The organism is Flavobacterium bernardetii, assembly GCF_011305415.1.
GTDB classification, from domain to species: domain Bacteria; phylum Bacteroidota; class Bacteroidia; order Flavobacteriales; family Flavobacteriaceae; genus Flavobacterium; species Flavobacterium bernardetii.
On record NZ_JAANOQ010000001.1, the window covers coordinates 88,283 to 104,582 of the forward strand.

General features: G+C 28.3%; 15 protein-coding genes. All 15 read left to right on the plus strand.

Going from position 1 to position 16,300, the window contains the following annotated elements; all coding sequences use genetic code 11:
• Positions 1-19 precede the first annotated feature (19 nt).
• The 15 genes from G6N05_RS00405 (at position 20) to G6N05_RS00470 (ending at position 16,189) form a co-directional block, all read left to right on the plus strand.
• Positions 20-1,453: an MBOAT family O-acyltransferase gene (locus G6N05_RS00405; protein ID WP_166124588.1), complete on the plus strand. Its 1,434-nt coding sequence runs from the start codon at positions 20-22 to the stop codon at positions 1,451-1,453.
• Positions 1,454-1,491: 38 nt separating this feature from the next.
• The gene (locus G6N05_RS00410) at positions 1,492-2,337 is read left to right on the plus strand and encodes a hypothetical protein (protein ID WP_166124589.1); all 846 of its coding nucleotides are present in this window, start codon (positions 1,492-1,494) and stop codon (positions 2,335-2,337) included.
• A complete protein-coding gene (locus G6N05_RS00415) occupies positions 2,338-3,219 on the plus strand; it encodes a hypothetical protein (protein ID WP_166124590.1) in 882 nt (293 codons plus the stop codon).
• Position 3,220: 1 nt separating this feature from the next.
• The gene (locus G6N05_RS00420; RefSeq protein ID WP_166124591.1) at positions 3,221-4,120 is read left to right on the plus strand and encodes a hypothetical protein; all 900 of its coding nucleotides are present in this window, start codon (positions 3,221-3,223) and stop codon (positions 4,118-4,120) included.
• Positions 4,120-5,514 carry a glycosyltransferase family protein gene (locus G6N05_RS00425; protein ID WP_166124592.1) on the plus strand — a complete coding sequence of 465 codons (1,395 nt, stop codon included), beginning with the start codon at positions 4,120-4,122 and terminating at the stop codon, positions 5,512-5,514. The genes G6N05_RS00420 and G6N05_RS00425 overlap by 1 nt, the downstream gene beginning before the upstream one ends.
• Positions 5,507-6,061 carry a serine O-acetyltransferase gene (locus tag G6N05_RS00430; RefSeq protein ID WP_166124593.1) on the plus strand — a complete coding sequence of 185 codons (555 nt, stop codon included), beginning with the start codon at positions 5,507-5,509 and terminating at the stop codon, positions 6,059-6,061. The genes G6N05_RS00425 and G6N05_RS00430 overlap by 8 nt, the downstream gene beginning before the upstream one ends.
• Positions 6,062-6,065: 4 nt before the next feature.
• Positions 6,066-7,217 (plus strand): glycosyltransferase family 4 protein, encoded by a 1,152-nt coding sequence (locus tag G6N05_RS00435; protein WP_166124594.1) that lies wholly within the window; start codon positions 6,066-6,068, stop codon positions 7,215-7,217.
• A gap of 101 nt (positions 7,218-7,318) precedes the next feature.
• A complete protein-coding gene (locus tag G6N05_RS00440) occupies positions 7,319-8,860 on the plus strand; it encodes a glycosyltransferase family 2 protein (RefSeq protein WP_166124595.1) in 1,542 nt (513 codons plus the stop codon).
• A 1-nt stretch (position 8,861) separates the two neighbouring features.
• On the plus strand, positions 8,862-9,854 hold the full coding sequence (locus G6N05_RS00445; RefSeq protein WP_166124596.1) for a glycosyltransferase family 2 protein: 993 nt from the start codon (positions 8,862-8,864) through the stop codon (positions 9,852-9,854).
• Positions 9,855-9,931: 77 nt separating this feature from the next.
• Entirely contained in the window at positions 9,932-10,057 is a 126-nt protein-coding gene (locus G6N05_RS15675; RefSeq protein ID WP_262887778.1) for a hypothetical protein, read from the plus strand.
• A gap of 161 nt (positions 10,058-10,218) precedes the next feature.
• Positions 10,219-11,340, plus strand: coding sequence for a glycosyltransferase (locus G6N05_RS00450; protein WP_166124597.1), 1,122 nt, complete (start codon positions 10,219-10,221; stop codon positions 11,338-11,340).
• Positions 11,337-12,395, plus strand: a complete 1,059-nt coding sequence (locus tag G6N05_RS00455; RefSeq protein ID WP_166124598.1) for a glycosyltransferase — start codon at positions 11,337-11,339, stop codon at positions 12,393-12,395. Before G6N05_RS00450 ends, G6N05_RS00455 begins: the two co-directional genes overlap by 4 nt.
• Entirely contained in the window at positions 12,396-13,766 is a 1,371-nt protein-coding gene (locus G6N05_RS00460; RefSeq protein ID WP_166124599.1) for an O-antigen ligase family protein, read from the plus strand. It abuts the gene before it with no gap.
• Complete coding sequence (locus G6N05_RS00465; protein ID WP_166124600.1) at positions 13,735-14,745, plus strand: glycosyltransferase family 4 protein; 1,011 nt, start codon at positions 13,735-13,737, stop codon at positions 14,743-14,745. Before G6N05_RS00460 ends, G6N05_RS00465 begins: the two co-directional genes overlap by 32 nt.
• A gap of 61 nt (positions 14,746-14,806) precedes the next feature.
• Positions 14,807-16,189, plus strand: coding sequence for an exopolysaccharide biosynthesis polyprenyl glycosylphosphotransferase (locus G6N05_RS00470; RefSeq protein WP_166124601.1), 1,383 nt, complete (start codon positions 14,807-14,809; stop codon positions 16,187-16,189).
• Positions 16,190-16,300 lie beyond the last annotated feature (111 nt).

Here is a 16,300-nt window from a genome sequence, read left to right on the forward strand (position 1 = left end):
CAAATATTTTTTATCATTTATGTTTTTTAACTCCTTACACTTCGCGGCTTTTTTGCCAATTGTCTTTATACTATATTGGTTTGTTTTTAATAAAAATAAATCGTGGCAAAATAGTTTGCTAATTATTGCTAGTTATTATTTTTATGCTTGTTGGGATTGGAAATTTCTTTTTTTATTAGTGTTCTCCACATTTTTAGATTATTTCACTGGTATAATGATAGAAAAAAACGAAACCGATTCTAAAAGAAAATTTTGGTTTTGGTTAAGTATAATTATTAATCTTGGGTTTTTAGGAATTTTTAAATATTATAATTTCTTTGCTACTTCTTTTACAGAATTAATTAACGGTTTTGGTTTTCAAGTCAACCCATTATTAATAAAAGTAATTTTACCAGTTGGTATATCTTTCTATACTTTCCACGGTTTATCCTACGTAATTGATATTTATTACAAAAGAATTAAAGCCGAAACTAATTTTATCGATTATTCCCTTTTCGTAAGTTATTTCCCTTTGTTAGTTGCTGGTCCAATTGAACGTGCCACGCATTTATTACCTCAAGTTAAGGTAAAAAGAGAATTCAATTTTCAAAAAGCAAAAGAAGGAATCCATCAAATCATTTGGGGATTAGTTAAAAAAGTGGTGATTGCTGATTCTTGTGCCATGTATGCTAATGAAGTGTTCAACCATCAAGAAGATATGAATACCTTGTCCTTAATTTTAGGAGCGATTTATTTTGCTTTTCAAATTTATGGTGATTTTTCAGGGTATTCTGATATTGCATTAGGAACTTCCAAATTATTTGGAATCGATTTATTAAAAAACTTCAATTTCCCTTATTTCTCAAGAGATATTGCTGAATTTTGGCGTCGTTGGCACATTTCGTTATCGTCTTGGTTTAGAGATTATTTATACATTCCATTAGGTGGAAGCAAAGGTGGGAAATGGATGCAAGTGCGTAACACTTTTATCATCTTTTTAGTCAGCGGATTTTGGCATGGCGCCAATTGGACTTTTATTGCTTGGGGATTAATTAATGCTATTTATTTTTTACCCTTGTTGTTGTTAGATAAAAACAGAAGCAATATGGAAGACATTAATTTTAAATGGAATGTTACCGGTTTACAAACGATTTTAAATATTTTATTTACGTTTTCAATCACCACATTTGCTTGGATATTTTTTAGAGCGAAATCTATTTCAGATGCTTTATTGTATATCAAAAAAATGTTTACCAACTTAAATTTTAATATTCAATATTTAGGAAATGAACGATATGCTCCAGAATTATTAGTATTAATTGGTGTTTTTGTTGTTTTTGAATGGTTTCATAAATACAAAACGGAACCGATTTCTGGTAAATACGAAAATGTAAAACTATTGTTTTGTATCATGGCTATTTTGGCTTTAGGTGTTTTTTCTGATTATAAAGAATTTATTTACTTTCAATTCTAATGAAAATATTCTTTTACTACATTCTAAAAATAGTACTTATGCTTGCCATAAGCGCTTATGTGTTAGATTATTTTTATACCAATGTTTTTGAAAAAGCTTTGCCTAGAACTAAATTTCAAAACATAAGAGCGTTAGGAAATGAATCGATTGATTATGTTTTTTTAGGTTCCTCTCGAGTAGAAAATGGAATATCTCCTGAAGTAATTAAAAATAAAACAGGAAAAAACGCAATGAATTTAGGTTTTCAAGCGTCAAAAATGTCAGATATTTATTTGATTCTTCAACTTTTAGACGAGTATAAGATTAAGTATAAAAAAGCATTTATTCAAGTTGATTATATTTTTAATATTGAAAATGGTTTTTCAAATGTTCTGAGTTACGAAATTTTACCTTTTATTCATGAAAATGAACTGATTTCTAATCATTGTCAGTTTAATGATAATATTAATTTTTGGAGAAATAAATATCTTCCTTTTTATAGATATAGTATCACTTCTCAAAAAATTGGAATAAGAGAAATTTTTTCAAATCTTATAAGAAAGAAAACTCCAATTCTTGAAAATAAAGGATATTCGCCTTTGTACGGGCATTTTTCAGGAGGAAATTATACTTTACCAGAAACGATACTACAAAAAAATAAGTATTATGATTCGATGGTAAATTATAGTTTAAAAAATAAAAAAGAAATCATTTTTTTTACTGCGCCATTCAGAATATTAAACAATGATTTTAGTTTTGTTCAAAAATTGGAAACTAAAATACCTGGTCTTAAAAATTTTTCAAATGAATTGGTAGATAACAAATATTTTGAAAACAATAACCATTTAAATCATCAAGGAGCTATTGCTTTTACAACTATTTTGATTGAAAAACTAAAATTATAAATGCAAAAATTTGTAAAACATATTCTAAAAATAGTACTTCTGCTTATTTTAAGCGCGAGTTTGTTAGATTTTATATATACAAAAGTATATGCAACTTCTAAAGAGAGAAACAAAGTACAAGCTATCATTAACGGGAATACTGGTAATTTTGATGTTGTAATTTTAGGTTCTTCAAGAGCCAATAATCATCTCGTTACAAGTGAATTTACCAAAGATCGTATCAAAGCCTTTAATTATGGAATGAGTGGCTCCAGCTTGGAAGAATCTGCTTTGCTTTTACAACTAATGCTTGAAAAGAAATGGAGCATCAAAAATGTATTGTTAGAAGTTGATTTGAATGTTAATTCAGAAAGTTATTCAGATGGAACTAGAGCTTTATTTATGCCTTATTTTAGAAATTCAATAATATCAAATTACTATCACACATCTGAAAATTTCAATCCACTTTATTATATTCCATTTTACAGATATGTTGCTTATGAAACTAAAATTGGAGTTAGAGAAGTTTTTTTTTCAATACTTAAAAGAAAATCAAATAGTCTACAAAATGGAGGTTTTTATCCCTTAACCAATGTAGGTAAAAACATGACATATGATTTGTCTAAATACAAACCAAAGGCAAATAAAAATTATAAAAAAATAAAGGATTTGTGTCTAATGCATAAAATCAATTTAATTGTAATTACAACTCCAATGTGTAAAAGCACTTTAAATAGAAATTACTTTAAAGAATTGAAAAAAATGTATCCTGAAATTCATAATTTTGAAGATGTAGTTACAGATGATAAGTATTTCTCATCTTGTGGACACATGAATGTTACTGGTGCTACCATTTTCACCAACCAAATACTCGCTTCTTTAAAAAATTCCAAAAAATTATAAAATGAAACGTTTTTTTAAACAAACTATACTATTTCTTGTTATACTTTTTGCGGCTTCTTTGTTGTTAGATGTGATTTATACTATAGTTGTTTCTAACTCATCTGAAAGAAATAAAGTAGAAAATGTGATTCATACCACAAATAAAAAGTATGATGTTGTTTTTATGGGGACATCTCGTGCAAACAATCATTTTGTGACTAAAATATTTGAAGACAAAGGTTATAAAGCTTTCAATTATGGTATAAGTGGTGCGCATTTGTTTGAAACTTCTTTGTTGCTGAAATTAATGATTGCAAATAAATATGAAATCAAAAATTTAGTTTTAGAAGCTGATTTAAGTATTTGTAACGAGAAAAGGGACGAAGGTACAACCGCCCGTTTTATGCCTTATATTCATCAAAATGAAATTATAAAAGAACATTATAAAAATGAATCTGATTTTTATCAAATGTACTACTTACCCTTTTACAGGTATATTAAGTTTGACAATAAAATAGGCTTTAGAGAATTATATGATGTAGCTGCAAAAAAGCCAACAAATGCATTACATAACAAAGGATATTATCCTTTAATATCTAAGAAAAAAGGAAATATGAAAAATGATATTTCTTCTTTAAAAGTGATTCGAAATAAGTTTTATGAAGAGATTAAACAAATTTGTAAACAGAACAATATCAAATTAACGGTAGTAATGACACCAATGTGTGCCAATACAAAAGGTTTGAATTATTTTGATAAAGTACAACAACTCTATCCAGAAATTCATAATTTTGAAAACGTAATTACTGATGATAACTATTTTGCTTCTTGTGGTCATTTGAATGATGAGGGTGCGAAAATATATACAAACGTAATACTTATGCAATTTTTTAATCTTAAAAAAGTAAATCAAAAATTTTAATGAATAATAAAAAGATTTTTATCTTATTACCTGATGGCATTGGACTCCGAAATTTTGCTTTTTCAAATTTTCATAAAATTGGAGAAGAAAAATTTGATGTTACATTTTGGAATAATACGCCATTTAATTTAACAGATTTTGATTTTTCTGAAGTTAAAATAACAAACGCGAAAGTACATTTAGCATCAGATGTTTTAAAGAATGCTATAATTCAATCTACTTTATTATTAAGTAAAAAAGATGAAAATGACACCGTTTATGATTCTTACAGATTCAAACCAAATACGAATGGCATAAAAAACAAGGTTAAAAATTTTCTAGTTTCTGTTTTAATTCAACTTTGTACGAATAGAAAAGGAATCTCTTTTTTAAGAAATTATTTAAACAAACTGGAACTAACTACAGCTTATTTTAAAACGTGTAAAGAACAATTGATTTTACATAAACCAGAATTTGTATTTTGCACCAATCAAAGACATTTAAGTGCCTTGGCGCCTTTGTTAGCAGCCAAAGAATTAAACATTCCAACGGCGACTTTTATTTTTTCTTGGGATAATTTGCCAAAAGCGACAATGGTTGTGGAAACAGATTTTTATTTTGTTTGGAGTGATTTTATGAAAAATGAATTACTAAAATATTATCCGAATATAAAAGAGGAACAAGTAAAAATAACGGGTACACCACAATTTGAATTTCATTTTGACGAGGAAAATTATGTATCTCGTGATGCTTTTTTTGCAGAAAATGGTTTAGATACAAATAAAAAATATATTTGTTATTCGGGTGATGATATCACCACTTGTCCAGATGATGAAAGATATTTAGAAGATGTAACACAAGCTGTTGCTAATTTGAATGCAAAAGGAAATAATATCGGAATTATTTTTAGAAGAAGTCCTGTTGATTTTTTGAATAGATACAATGAGATTTTAGAAAAATTTAAAGATATAGTTGTTCCTATTGATCCTAAATGGGCCAAGATGGGAGAGGAATGGAATACTGTTTTACCATTAAAAGAAGATAACACTATTTTAGTAAATACAATTAGATATTCAGAAATGGTTATAAATTTAGGTTCATCTATGGTTTTTGATTATACTGTATTTGAAAAACCTTGTTTGTATATCAATTATGATGTTCCAAATAAAAAACAAGAAGATTGGTCTGTAGATAAAATCTATAAATTTGTTCATTTTAGATCAATGTTTTCTAAAAATGACGTAATTTGGATAAATGAAAAATCCGAAATTGAAGAAAGAATTGAACTTGCTCTAGAAACAAATTCTTCAATTGAAGGTGCTAAGAAATGGTTTGAAAAAATAAATATGCAACCAGCAAATAAAGCATCGTATAGAATTTGGAAAGAAATTAACACCATTCTCAACAATGAATAAATTAATTGTATCAGATTTTAAAAGACACGGAATAGATAAAGTCACTTTTTCTAAAATGCTTTCTGTTTTTTTGTTTTTTCCAAATCCAGGATTAAAATTCATGACGATTTTTAGATTGTGTCAGAAATACAGAAAAAGAAATAAACTATTATTTTACTTTTATTTTCTGTGGCTTCGTCGTTTGAAATTTAAATACGGAATGGATATTTCTTATAGAACTTCTATTGGTACGGGATTTTATATTGGACATTTTGGAGGAATCGTTGTTCACGGTGATGTAATTATTGGAAACAATTGTAATATTTCTCAAGGTGTAACTTTAGGGATTTCAAATTCTGGAAACGTCGGCACACCAATTATTAGAGATAATGTTTTTATTGGTCCAAATGCCGGTGTTTTTGGAAATATAGAAATTGGAAATAATGTTACTATTGGAGCTAATTCAGTGGTTACAAAATCTATATCTTCACATACAACTGTAGTTAGTTCAGCTATTACAGTTATTGATAAAGACTTATCTGAAAATTATATTCACAACAGATATTAAACTTATGAAAATTGGCTTTCTTACACCAGAATATCCACACGATAAAACAGGTAATTCTGGAGGTTTAGGTACGAGTATAAAAAATTTGGCTCATGCACTTACTGCTTTGGGTCACGAAGTTGTTATATTGGTATATGAACAAAAACAAGATGCCGTTTTTTTTGATAAAGCTGTTGAAGTTCATCAAATAGAAAACATAAAAATTAAAGGACTTTCGTGGTATTTGACTAGAAAAAAACTTGAAAAAATAATCAATTCTCTATACGATAATAATAAAATTGAAATTATAGAAGCTACCGATTGGACAGGAATTACGTCATTTATTAAACCAAAAAAATGCCCGCTTGTTATTAAGTTAAATGGTAGTGATACTTATTTTTGTCATTTAGATAAGCGTCCAGTAAAATGGATTAATAAATTTCACGAAAAACGTGCGTTGCAAAATGCTGATGGTCATGTTTCAGTGAGTGCGTATACCGCTAAAATGACGAATGAAATTTTTAAACAAAATAATAAATTCACAATCATTCATAATGGAATTGATATGAGTTTATTTCAAAAAAATGATGACATTACAACGAAAAACATTAATGTGATTTTATATTTTGGAACCTTAATTCGCAAAAAAGGTTTGTTAGAATTGCCTCACGTTTTCAATATCATTCATCAAAAAAATCCAAATGCACAATTGGTTTTAGTTGGTAAAGATGCTTCTGATATTATTTCTGGAAAATCTTCTACTTGGCAAATGATGCAGGAATTATTTACACCAAGTGCTTTAAAAAAAGTCACTTATTTTGGTCCAGTTGCCTATTCTGAAGTCAAAAAACAAATTGAAAAAGCGACAGTTTGTGTTTTTCCAACTTATGCTGAAGCATTGCCTGTTTCTTGGTTAGAAGCGATGGCCATGGAAAAAGCTATCGTAGCTTCCAATATTGGTTGGGGAAATGAAATAGTAGAAAATGGCGTTTCTGGATTTGTAGCGCACCCATCCAATCATCAAGAATATGCGGATAGAATTTTGCAATTATTAGCAGAACCTTCTTTAAGAGAAAAAATGGAACACAATGCTAAATTGAGAATTACATCGCATTTTGAGATCAATCTCATTGCTAATCAGAATCTTAATTTCTACAAAAAAGTAATTGAGAAGTAAGAAATACACTAACTTTTTCGACTAAATAAAATAGAAATTATACAACTGTATTTATACAGATAATGTTATATTTGGATATTCAATTCAAGCGGTTAAAATAAATGATTCAAGTTTTTCATAATTATAATACGGTATTAAATATTTCTAAAGACAAAGAATCTTTAGTTGTTTTTAAAGACTTGAATATTTCAGAAACCATTTATAAACTTGCTGAATTATATCCTTCCGAATTCATTTTATGGTGTCACACAGAATTAGTTTCATTTATAAATTATGAGCAAATAGGTACCATTTGTAACTCGAATAGTGAAATTATTTCCTACTCCAATTCAGATGAGAATTACATTTCTAAAAATATAGGTTTTGTAGAACAATCTATATTTATAAATTTTTCTAAAGAAGTAAAATTTGCCACATGGCAAATGAGTAGCGGTATTGGTATTGCTCATTCGGATGTTTTTTCTGCTGTTAAAAACACCATTAAACCCGTTAAAGATTTTGATTATTTCTTAAATTCAGTTGCAAAAATAGCCATGCCACTTGGTGTTTTTTGTTATTCAGATCCAAATCTTTTAAGAGATAGTAATAAAGATTTTACCTTTAATCATAAAATAAATTTCACGAAATTATTTAAGTTTGTTAGCGAACATTATAAAAAAATTTGGTTATTGGTATTGTTGGTTTGTTTAGTTTTTAAAAAAGGAAAGTTTCCAATATTCGCTTTATTTAAATCTTTATTTTATTCTAAAATTAATACCGAAAAAGTTAAGATTAAAGATTTCCACTTATTAACAACTAATGATGTAAAGTATTCAAAAGATATTGATGTATTAATTCCAACAATTGGTAGAAAAGAACCTCTGTATAATTTCTTAAAAAATTTATCTGAACAATCTATTTTACCAAAAAACGTTATTATTATTGAGCAAAATCCGATAAAAGATGCTGCTAGTGAATTAGATTATTTAGTCAATGAGCGTTGGCCGTTTCAAATTAAACACCAACTAATTTATCAGTTAGGCGCTTGTAATGCAAGAAACTTGGCACTAAAAGAAATTGCTTCAGATTGGGTTTTCTTTGCAGATGATGATATTGAAATTAAAAGTGATTTTCTAGAAAAATGCCTAGAAAATGCCAAAAAATATAAGCAACAAGTTTTTTCACTATCTTGCTTGTTACGACAGGAGAAAAAGTCTTTTAAAACTAGCTTTCAATGGGTAAGCTTTGGTTCGGGTGCCAGTTTTGTAAATGCAAATGCCATCAAAAACTTAAAATTTGATTCGAAATATGAATTTGGTTTTGGAGAAGATGCCGATTTTGGAATGCAAATTAGAAATAATGGAAATGATATTATCTATTTTCCAGCTCCAGAAATTATACATTTAAAAGCTCCAATGGGTGGTTTCAGAACAAAAGTTACTAGAAAATGGGACAATGATTTAATTGAACCTAAGCCATCTCCAACCGTCATGGTTTATAAGTTAACTTACGATTCTGAAGAACAATTGTTTGCCTACAAATTCATGTATTTTTTCAAAAATTATAATTTCAAAAATTTAAAAAAACCAATAAAAAATCATAAAACTGCTATTTCAAAATGGAATAGAAGTGTGTTTTGGGCTCAAAAATTAATGCAAGAATAAAATGAATTTTAGTTTAATAATTTGTACCTATAATAGAAGAAATGCTATAGAAACTCTTATGAATTCTATAGTTAATCAATCCCTATATCCAAATCAGATTGTTATTGTTGATGGTTCTTTAAATCATGAAACTAAAGCGTATTTTGAAACTGCAAATTATGAAAATTTAGATTATTTCTTAGTAGATGATTCTAATAGAGGATTAACCAAACAAAGAAATTTTGGTATTTCTAAAGTAAATGCGGCTTCAGAAATCATTTGTTTTTTAGATGACGATACTCTTTTAGATGAAAACTATTTTTCTGAAATTATAAATGCCTATAAACTATTTCCTGATGCATTTGGCGTTGGAGGTTGTATTACCAATGAAGTTCATTGGGAAGAAAATGCAATTGACTATAAGAGAAGTAAAAACTGTTTTACCTTTGATGGCTTTCATAGAACTGAAGATAAAAGATTTATTTTAAGAAAAAAGTTAGGTTTAGATTCAGATGTTTTACCTGGTTTTTCACCATTGTTTTCTCATGGTAGAAGTCTTAGTTATCTGCCATTTTCTGGTAAAATTTATAAAGTAGAACAATTAATGGGTGGTGTTTCTTCGTTTAAGAAAGAAGTTCTTGATACTCATAAATTTTCAACGTATTTTGAAGGTTATGGTTTGTATGAAGATGCAGAATTCACCATACGAATTTCTAAACTCGGACAATTATATTTTAATACCAATGCAAAATTAGAACACCATCATGATGCAGCTGGTCGTCCAAATCAGTTCAGTTACGGAAAAATGGTTGTTAGAAATGGTTGGTATGTTTGGCGTACCAAAAACCCAAACCCTAAAATGATACATTGTGTGAAATGGCATACGATTACTATTTTACTTACTTTCATAAGAATTGCAAATATTCTAACTACCAAAAAACGCAAAGAAGCTTTTACTGAAAGTTTAGGAAGAACCGTTGGATGGTTTTCCATTATTTTTAATAAACCTATGTGAGTTTTGGGTTTTGGGTTGTGAGTGGGTGATTTGGGGAATGGGTGATTTGGTGATTGGGAGAATGGGAGATTTGGAGAATGGGTGATTGGGAGAATGGGGGAATGGGGGAATGGGTGATTGGGAGAATGGGGGAATGGGAGATTTGGGGAATGGGTGATTTGGAGAATGGGGGATTTGGTGTGTTTGATACTTTAGTTTTTTAATTTGATATTGTATTATTTTCAAGTTGAGTAGCTACAAAATTTTTTGAAAACTAGTTTTATAGGTGTGTAGGTTTAGAATTAAATGAAGTTATTACCTATAAAAAATTATTTAATTGGAAAGCAAGAGATATTATGTTATTTTTATCCCATAAAACTTCAGAATGAATTTCGTTATCATCACACATGTGCAGCATATTAAAGAAAATTCCAAGTATTATGGGTATGCACCATATGTTAGAGAAATGAATATTTGGCTAAAATATGTCAACGAAGTTACTGTTGTTGCTCCAATTGAAAAGTCTAAATTGGATAACATCCATTTAGACTATCATCATAAAAATATTAAATTTAAAGAAGTTCCAAATTTTAATACTACTAGTTTTTTAAATTTACTTCGAACACTTTTTAAATTACCGTTTATTGTATGGACTATTTTTTTGGCCATGAAAAGAGCTGATCACATACATTTACGTTGTCCTGGAAATATGGGATTGTTAGGTTGTTTGGTTCAAATTTTATTTCCAAATACTCCAAAAACTGCTAAATATGCTGGTAATTGGGATCCGAATGCGAAACAACCTTTTAGTTATAAAATACAGAAATGGATTTTAAACAATACTACTCTAACCAAAAACATGCAAGTTCTAGTATATGGTGAATGGGCAGGAAGTTCTAAAAATATAAAATCCTTTTTTACAGCTACTTATTCTGAAATTAAAAAAGAAAGTATTCTTCCGAGAAGTTTAAAACAGAAAATTAACTTTGTTTTTGTTGGAACTTTATCTATTGGAAAACAACCTTTATATGGTATTCAATTGGTAGATAAATTGAAAAATTTGGGATTAGATGTGCAGTTAAGTTTGTTTGGTGACGGTGTTTTGAGAAATGAATTAGAAAAACATATCGAATCAAATGGATTGAAAAATTTTATTTTTTTAAAAGGAAATCAAAACAAAGAACATATAGAGCAAGCATATAAAGAAAGTCACTTTTTAATTTTGGCTTCTAAATCTGAAGGTTGGCCCAAAGTTGTTGCTGAAGCTATGTTTTGGGGTAGTTTGCCACTAACTACTAATGTTTCATGTGTAAATTATATGATTAACTCTGAAAAAAGAGGTAAATTATTGAGTTTGAATCTTGAAGCTGATACGCAATTGGTTTATGATTTGATACATAATGAAACGCAGTATTTAAATATGTGTATTGAAGCTAGAAATTGGTCGCAACATTATACCACAGAATATTTCGAAAATGAAATTATAAAACTTCTTGCTGTCTCATGAGAATTGTACAATTAATAGATAGTTTAGAGGCTGGTGGTGCTGAACGCATGGCAGTAAATTTCACGAATGCCTTAACTGGAAAAGTTGCCTTTTCAGGCATTGTAGCTACTCGTAAAGAAGGTGTTTTAAAACAAGAAATTAATCACATTGACACGTATGCTTTTTTAGGAAGAAAAAGTAAATTCGATCTTAAAGCTATTGGTTTGATGTCGGATTATATCAAAAAAAATCAGATTGAAATTGTTCATGCCCATGGAAGTTCATACTTTTTTGCTGTTTTAGTTAAACTATTTAACCCGAAGATAAAATTAATTTGGCATGACCATTATGGAAATAGAGCAGAAGATAACAAGCAAAAAAATGTATTGAAAATTTGCTCTTACTTTTTTTCTAAAATTTTAACTGTAAATGAAGACTTGAAAATATGGTCATTAAAAAACTTAAACTGTAATCAAGTTTTTTTTATTCCTAATTTTTCAGATTTAAAACCAACTCAAGAGAAAACAATTTTAAAAGGTGAAATTAATAAACGCATTGTGTGTTTGGCCAATTTAAAAAATCCAAAAAATCATGTTACATTGCTTACTGCCTTTATTTCTAGTGAAGTTTATAAAAAAAATTGGACTTTACATTTAATAGGAAAAGATTTTAATGATGCCTATTCTAATAATTTGAAAGCTATTATTAAAGAGAATGGATTAGAAAATTCAATATTTATTTATAATGCTTGTCAAGATGTGAAATTTATTTTGAGTCAAGCTACAGTTGGCGTTTTGTCTTCCACTTATGAAGGTTTTCCAGTAACTTTATTAGAATATGCTCAGTCAAAATTAACAGTAGTTTCTACTAATGTTGGTTATTGTAAGAATTTAGTAAATCATTATTCAAACGGAATATTATTTGATCCTTTAGATTCGGATAATTTATCAAACCATTTGATGTATCTTGCTCATAATCCTGAAATTTGTTCTAATTTTGCAACTCAGTTTCAAAAGGATATTGAGGCAAATTATTCTAAGGAGGCAATAATAAATAAATACTTAAATCTAATTTAATTGAATTTTTCTAAAACAAATAAAATTACTTATCTAGCCTTTCATGTTTTATTGGGCTTACTTGTGCATTTTATGGGTTCATTTGTATTTATTTATTTTGCTGTTTTTTTAGGTGTGGGAACTTATTGGCTCATTAAAAATAATGATAGAGATTTTCAAGCACTTACTTTGATGCTATATGTAGTAGGTTTGGAAGTTTTGTTTCGGATGCGGTCTGATGGAGCTTTATATGATTTAGGGAAATATTCGGTTATCTATTTTTGTGTTTTAAGCTTTGGTTTTATTCGGATTAATTTAAAAGCTTGGCCCTATTTTTTGATACTACTTCTTTTTATTCCAGGAATTGTATTAACCGTAAACACTTTCTTTTTTGAAATTGATGTTCGTAAAAAAATCATGTTTAACTTATTAGGGCCGTTTAGTTTAGTTGTGGCATCATTATATGCTTATAATAAGCCCATTTCTCTAAGTAAATTGAATGAATGTTTGTTTGTTGCTTCAGGACCACTAATTAGTATACTTTCATTAATTATTGTTTTTACACCATCTAATAGTGCAGAAGTATTTGAGAGTACTAAATCAAATTTTGCTACTTCTGGAGGATTTGGTCCTAATCAAATGTCTGTGATATTAGGACTGGGAATGTTTATCTTTTTTATTCAGTTTTTTTTTAATTCTAAAGAAAAAATTTTTTCTTATCTCTGCTTGTTTTTAGTTTTTGTTTTTGCTTACAGAGGATTAATTACCTTTTCAAGAGGTGGAATGTTAACCGCTTTAGCTATGGTTTTGGTGTTTTGTTATATGGTTTTTAAATTACTCAATAGTCAAGCTCGGTCTAAATTTTTAGGTGTTTTCTCCTTATTAGTTGTTTTAGCTATTGGTGCTTGGTTTTATAGTTCTTATCAAACGGGAGGTTTAATTGATAAAAGGTATAATAATCAGGATGCTGCAGGGAGAATGAAGGAATCTCGAATGTCAGGAAGAGAAGATATTATGGAAACAGATTTGAAGTTCTTTGAAGAAAACCCTGTTTTTGGTGTAGGCCCAGGTATTGGTGGAATGTTGAGAGGTGAAGAAGGATTGACAGGTGTGCAAGCCCATAGTGAACCTACGCGGCTTTTAGCAGAACACGGCTCTTTGGGGCTTGTTATTTTATTGTTATTGGTTTTTGTACCTATTTTAAAATACTTTAGATTTAGACAATACCATCATGTTTATTTTTTTCCATTTTTAATATTTTGGGGATTAACCATTAATCATGCCGCTACACGTATTGTTGCGCCTGGAGTTTTGTACGCTTTGTGTTTATTAAATGTATATATACCAAACAAAGAAGAGGATGAAGAAGAAGATTCTGTACCTAGGCAATAAACTTTCCAAACATGGTATAAATAAAACTACAGTTGAAACTTTAGGTGAGAACTTAACTAAATCTGGTTTTGAAGTTGTTTCTTATTCTTCAAAAAAAAATAGTTTTTTAAGAATTTTAGATATGCTTTTCGGAATTCTTAATCATAGAAATTCGGATTATATTTTAATTGACACCTATAGCACCTCTGCGTTTTGGTTTGCTTTTTTTGGTAGTCAATTAGCCAGAATATTACACATTAAATACATTCCGATTTTACACGGTGGTGATTTGCCAAATAGATTAGCTTCTAACCCCAAATTGTGTAAAATGATATTTAGTAATTCTTTTACAAATGTTTCGCCATCTGAATATTTAAAATTTCATTTTGAAAAATTCGGATTTTCTAATGTGATTTGTATTCCGAATTCAATAAATTTATCAGATTATTCCTTTAAAGAAAGACAAAGTTTTGCTCCTAATTTACTTTGGGTTCGTGCTTTTGCTGAAATCTATAATCCAAAAATGGCTGTTGATGTATTACAATTAATTCAGAAAAAATATCCTTCAGCAACTTTAACAATGGTTGGTCCAGATAAAGATGGTAGTTTGGAAATTACAAAAAATTATGCCAATCAATTGAATTTAAAAGTTACTTTCACAGGTAAATTATCAAAAACAGAATGGACTGATTTAGCAAAAACACAAGATATTTTTATAAATACCACACATTTTGATAACACACCAGTGAGTGTTTTAGAAGCTATGGCATTAGGTTTGCCTGTTGTTTCCACAAATGTTGGAGGTTTACCTTTTTTGATTTCTCATCAAAGAAACGGCTATTTAGTAAATGACAATATTACATCAGAAATGATTGAGCAAATTGAAAATATTATCAATTTTCCATCTCAAACTATTGAAATTATAAGTAATGCTAAAAGCATGATTTCAAAAATGGATTGGGAAGTAGTTGAAAATCAATGGACTAAATTATTGAGATAATACCGAAAAAATGTTTGCTTTTTGAGCATTTTTGAGTATATTTCGTTTTCAAAGTTGAGTAATGACAAAACCTTATAAAAAACATTTCGAAATATCTGAACGTAAAATTCTTTTGCGCATATTTGATATATTTTTTGTTGTCATGTTTTTGTTTTTAATAAATACTTTCACAGATTTAAGATATTTTGCAGAATTATGTGAAAACTATTATTGGATTGCGGTTTTAGGTTTATATTTGACTTTGTTGGGTACCGTTTTTGAAATGTATAATCTGGTAATAGTCAGTTTTGCTAATAAGATTACTAAAGGTTTGTTGTTGACTTCCTTTTTTACAACTTTATTTTTTATTTTTACTCCTATAGTAACTCCATCTTTTCCTAAAAAAAGAATAGAGCTATTTTTGCTTTTTCTTGTTGTTTTATTAGCATTAACTATTTGGAGATTGCTTTATATCTATTTATTAGCTTCAAAGCGTTTTTATAAACCTATAGTTTTGGTTTGTCGAAGTAAAGATTTTAATAAATTATCCAAAGAGCTTATTATCAATGATCCACATATTCGAATAGTTAAATTTATTGATGTTGATTTTAATAATCAAAATAGTTTACTTTCAGAATTTCAATTGAATTTAATAGAAATTAATGGTTTTTTAGCCACTCACTTTATTTCTGAAATTGTTGTGGCTAAATATTCTAAAAAAACCTCTATTGAAGTGTATAATAAGTTGCTTGAAATTTCGGAAAATGGTATTCCTATTACTCAATATGAAGATGTTTATGAAGATTTAACCAGTAGAATTCCTCTACACTTAAAAGATAAATCGTTATATAAATTTTTTCCTTTTTCAAAAAAACAAAACCAACTGTATTTATTATTAGTTAGATGTATAGATATTGTAGTTTCCATTATTGGATTAACTGTTTTAGTAGCTATTATACCATTTATTTTCTTTTTTAATTTAATTTGGAATAAAGGCCCACTTTTATTTCATCAAGAACGTATTGGTAGAAAAGAAGTGCCATTCAAAATTTTTAAATTACGTACCATGATCGTGAACGCCGAAAAGAATGGTGCTGTTTTTGCAACTTTAAATGATAGTAGAATTACACCTTTCGGAAAATTATTACGTAAAACTAGAATTGACGAATTTCCACAATTTATTAATGTTTTAAAAGGCGAAATGTCAATTATTGGACCAAGACCAGAACGTAAAGTTTTTGTAGATCAAATTGCAAATGAAATTCCTCTATATCACACAAGACATATTGTAAAACCTGGATTAACTGGTTGGGCTCAAATTAACTATCCTTATGGGGAAACTTTGGAAGATAGTTTAATGAAATTGGAATACGATTTATACTACATCAAACATAGAAATATTTTCTTAGATATTAATATTGCCGTAAAAACTTTCGGAACCATTTTATACATGAAAGGCCAATAAAATTGTAAACATTTTCTTTCTATTATAGCTCTCATTTTTCTATTTTTCATACAAAATTCTTAAAATTTTATTAACAATTTTTTAAACTTAATCACTTGTGACTCAATGTGA

Coding starts and splice junctions, on each gene's coding strand:
- G6N05_RS00405 (WP_166124588.1), top strand. CDS start 20: ATGTTTTTTAACTCCTTACACTTCGCGGCTTTTTTGCCAATTGTCTTT.
- G6N05_RS00410 (WP_166124589.1), top strand. CDS start 1,492: ATGCTTGCCATAAGCGCTTATGTGTTAGATTATTTTTATACCAATGTT.
- G6N05_RS00415 (WP_166124590.1), top strand. CDS start 2,338: ATGCAAAAATTTGTAAAACATATTCTAAAAATAGTACTTCTGCTTATT.
- G6N05_RS00420 (WP_166124591.1), top strand. CDS start 3,221: ATGAAACGTTTTTTTAAACAAACTATACTATTTCTTGTTATACTTTTT.
- G6N05_RS00425 (WP_166124592.1), top strand. CDS start 4,120: ATGAATAATAAAAAGATTTTTATCTTATTACCTGATGGCATTGGACTC.
- G6N05_RS00430 (WP_166124593.1), top strand. CDS start 5,507: ATGAATAAATTAATTGTATCAGATTTTAAAAGACACGGAATAGATAAA.
- G6N05_RS00435 (WP_166124594.1), top strand. CDS start 6,066: ATGAAAATTGGCTTTCTTACACCAGAATATCCACACGATAAAACAGGT.
- G6N05_RS00440 (WP_166124595.1), top strand. CDS start 7,319: ATGATTCAAGTTTTTCATAATTATAATACGGTATTAAATATTTCTAAA.
- G6N05_RS00445 (WP_166124596.1), top strand. CDS start 8,862: ATGAATTTTAGTTTAATAATTTGTACCTATAATAGAAGAAATGCTATA.
- G6N05_RS15675 (WP_262887778.1), top strand. CDS start 9,932: ATGGGTGATTGGGAGAATGGGGGAATGGGGGAATGGGTGATTGGGAGA.
- G6N05_RS00450 (WP_166124597.1), top strand. CDS start 10,219: ATGAATTTCGTTATCATCACACATGTGCAGCATATTAAAGAAAATTCC.
- G6N05_RS00455 (WP_166124598.1), top strand. CDS start 11,337: ATGAGAATTGTACAATTAATAGATAGTTTAGAGGCTGGTGGTGCTGAA.
- G6N05_RS00465 (WP_166124600.1), top strand. CDS start 13,735: ATGAAGAAGAAGATTCTGTACCTAGGCAATAAACTTTCCAAACATGGT.
- G6N05_RS00470 (WP_166124601.1), top strand. CDS start 14,807: ATGACAAAACCTTATAAAAAACATTTCGAAATATCTGAACGTAAAATT.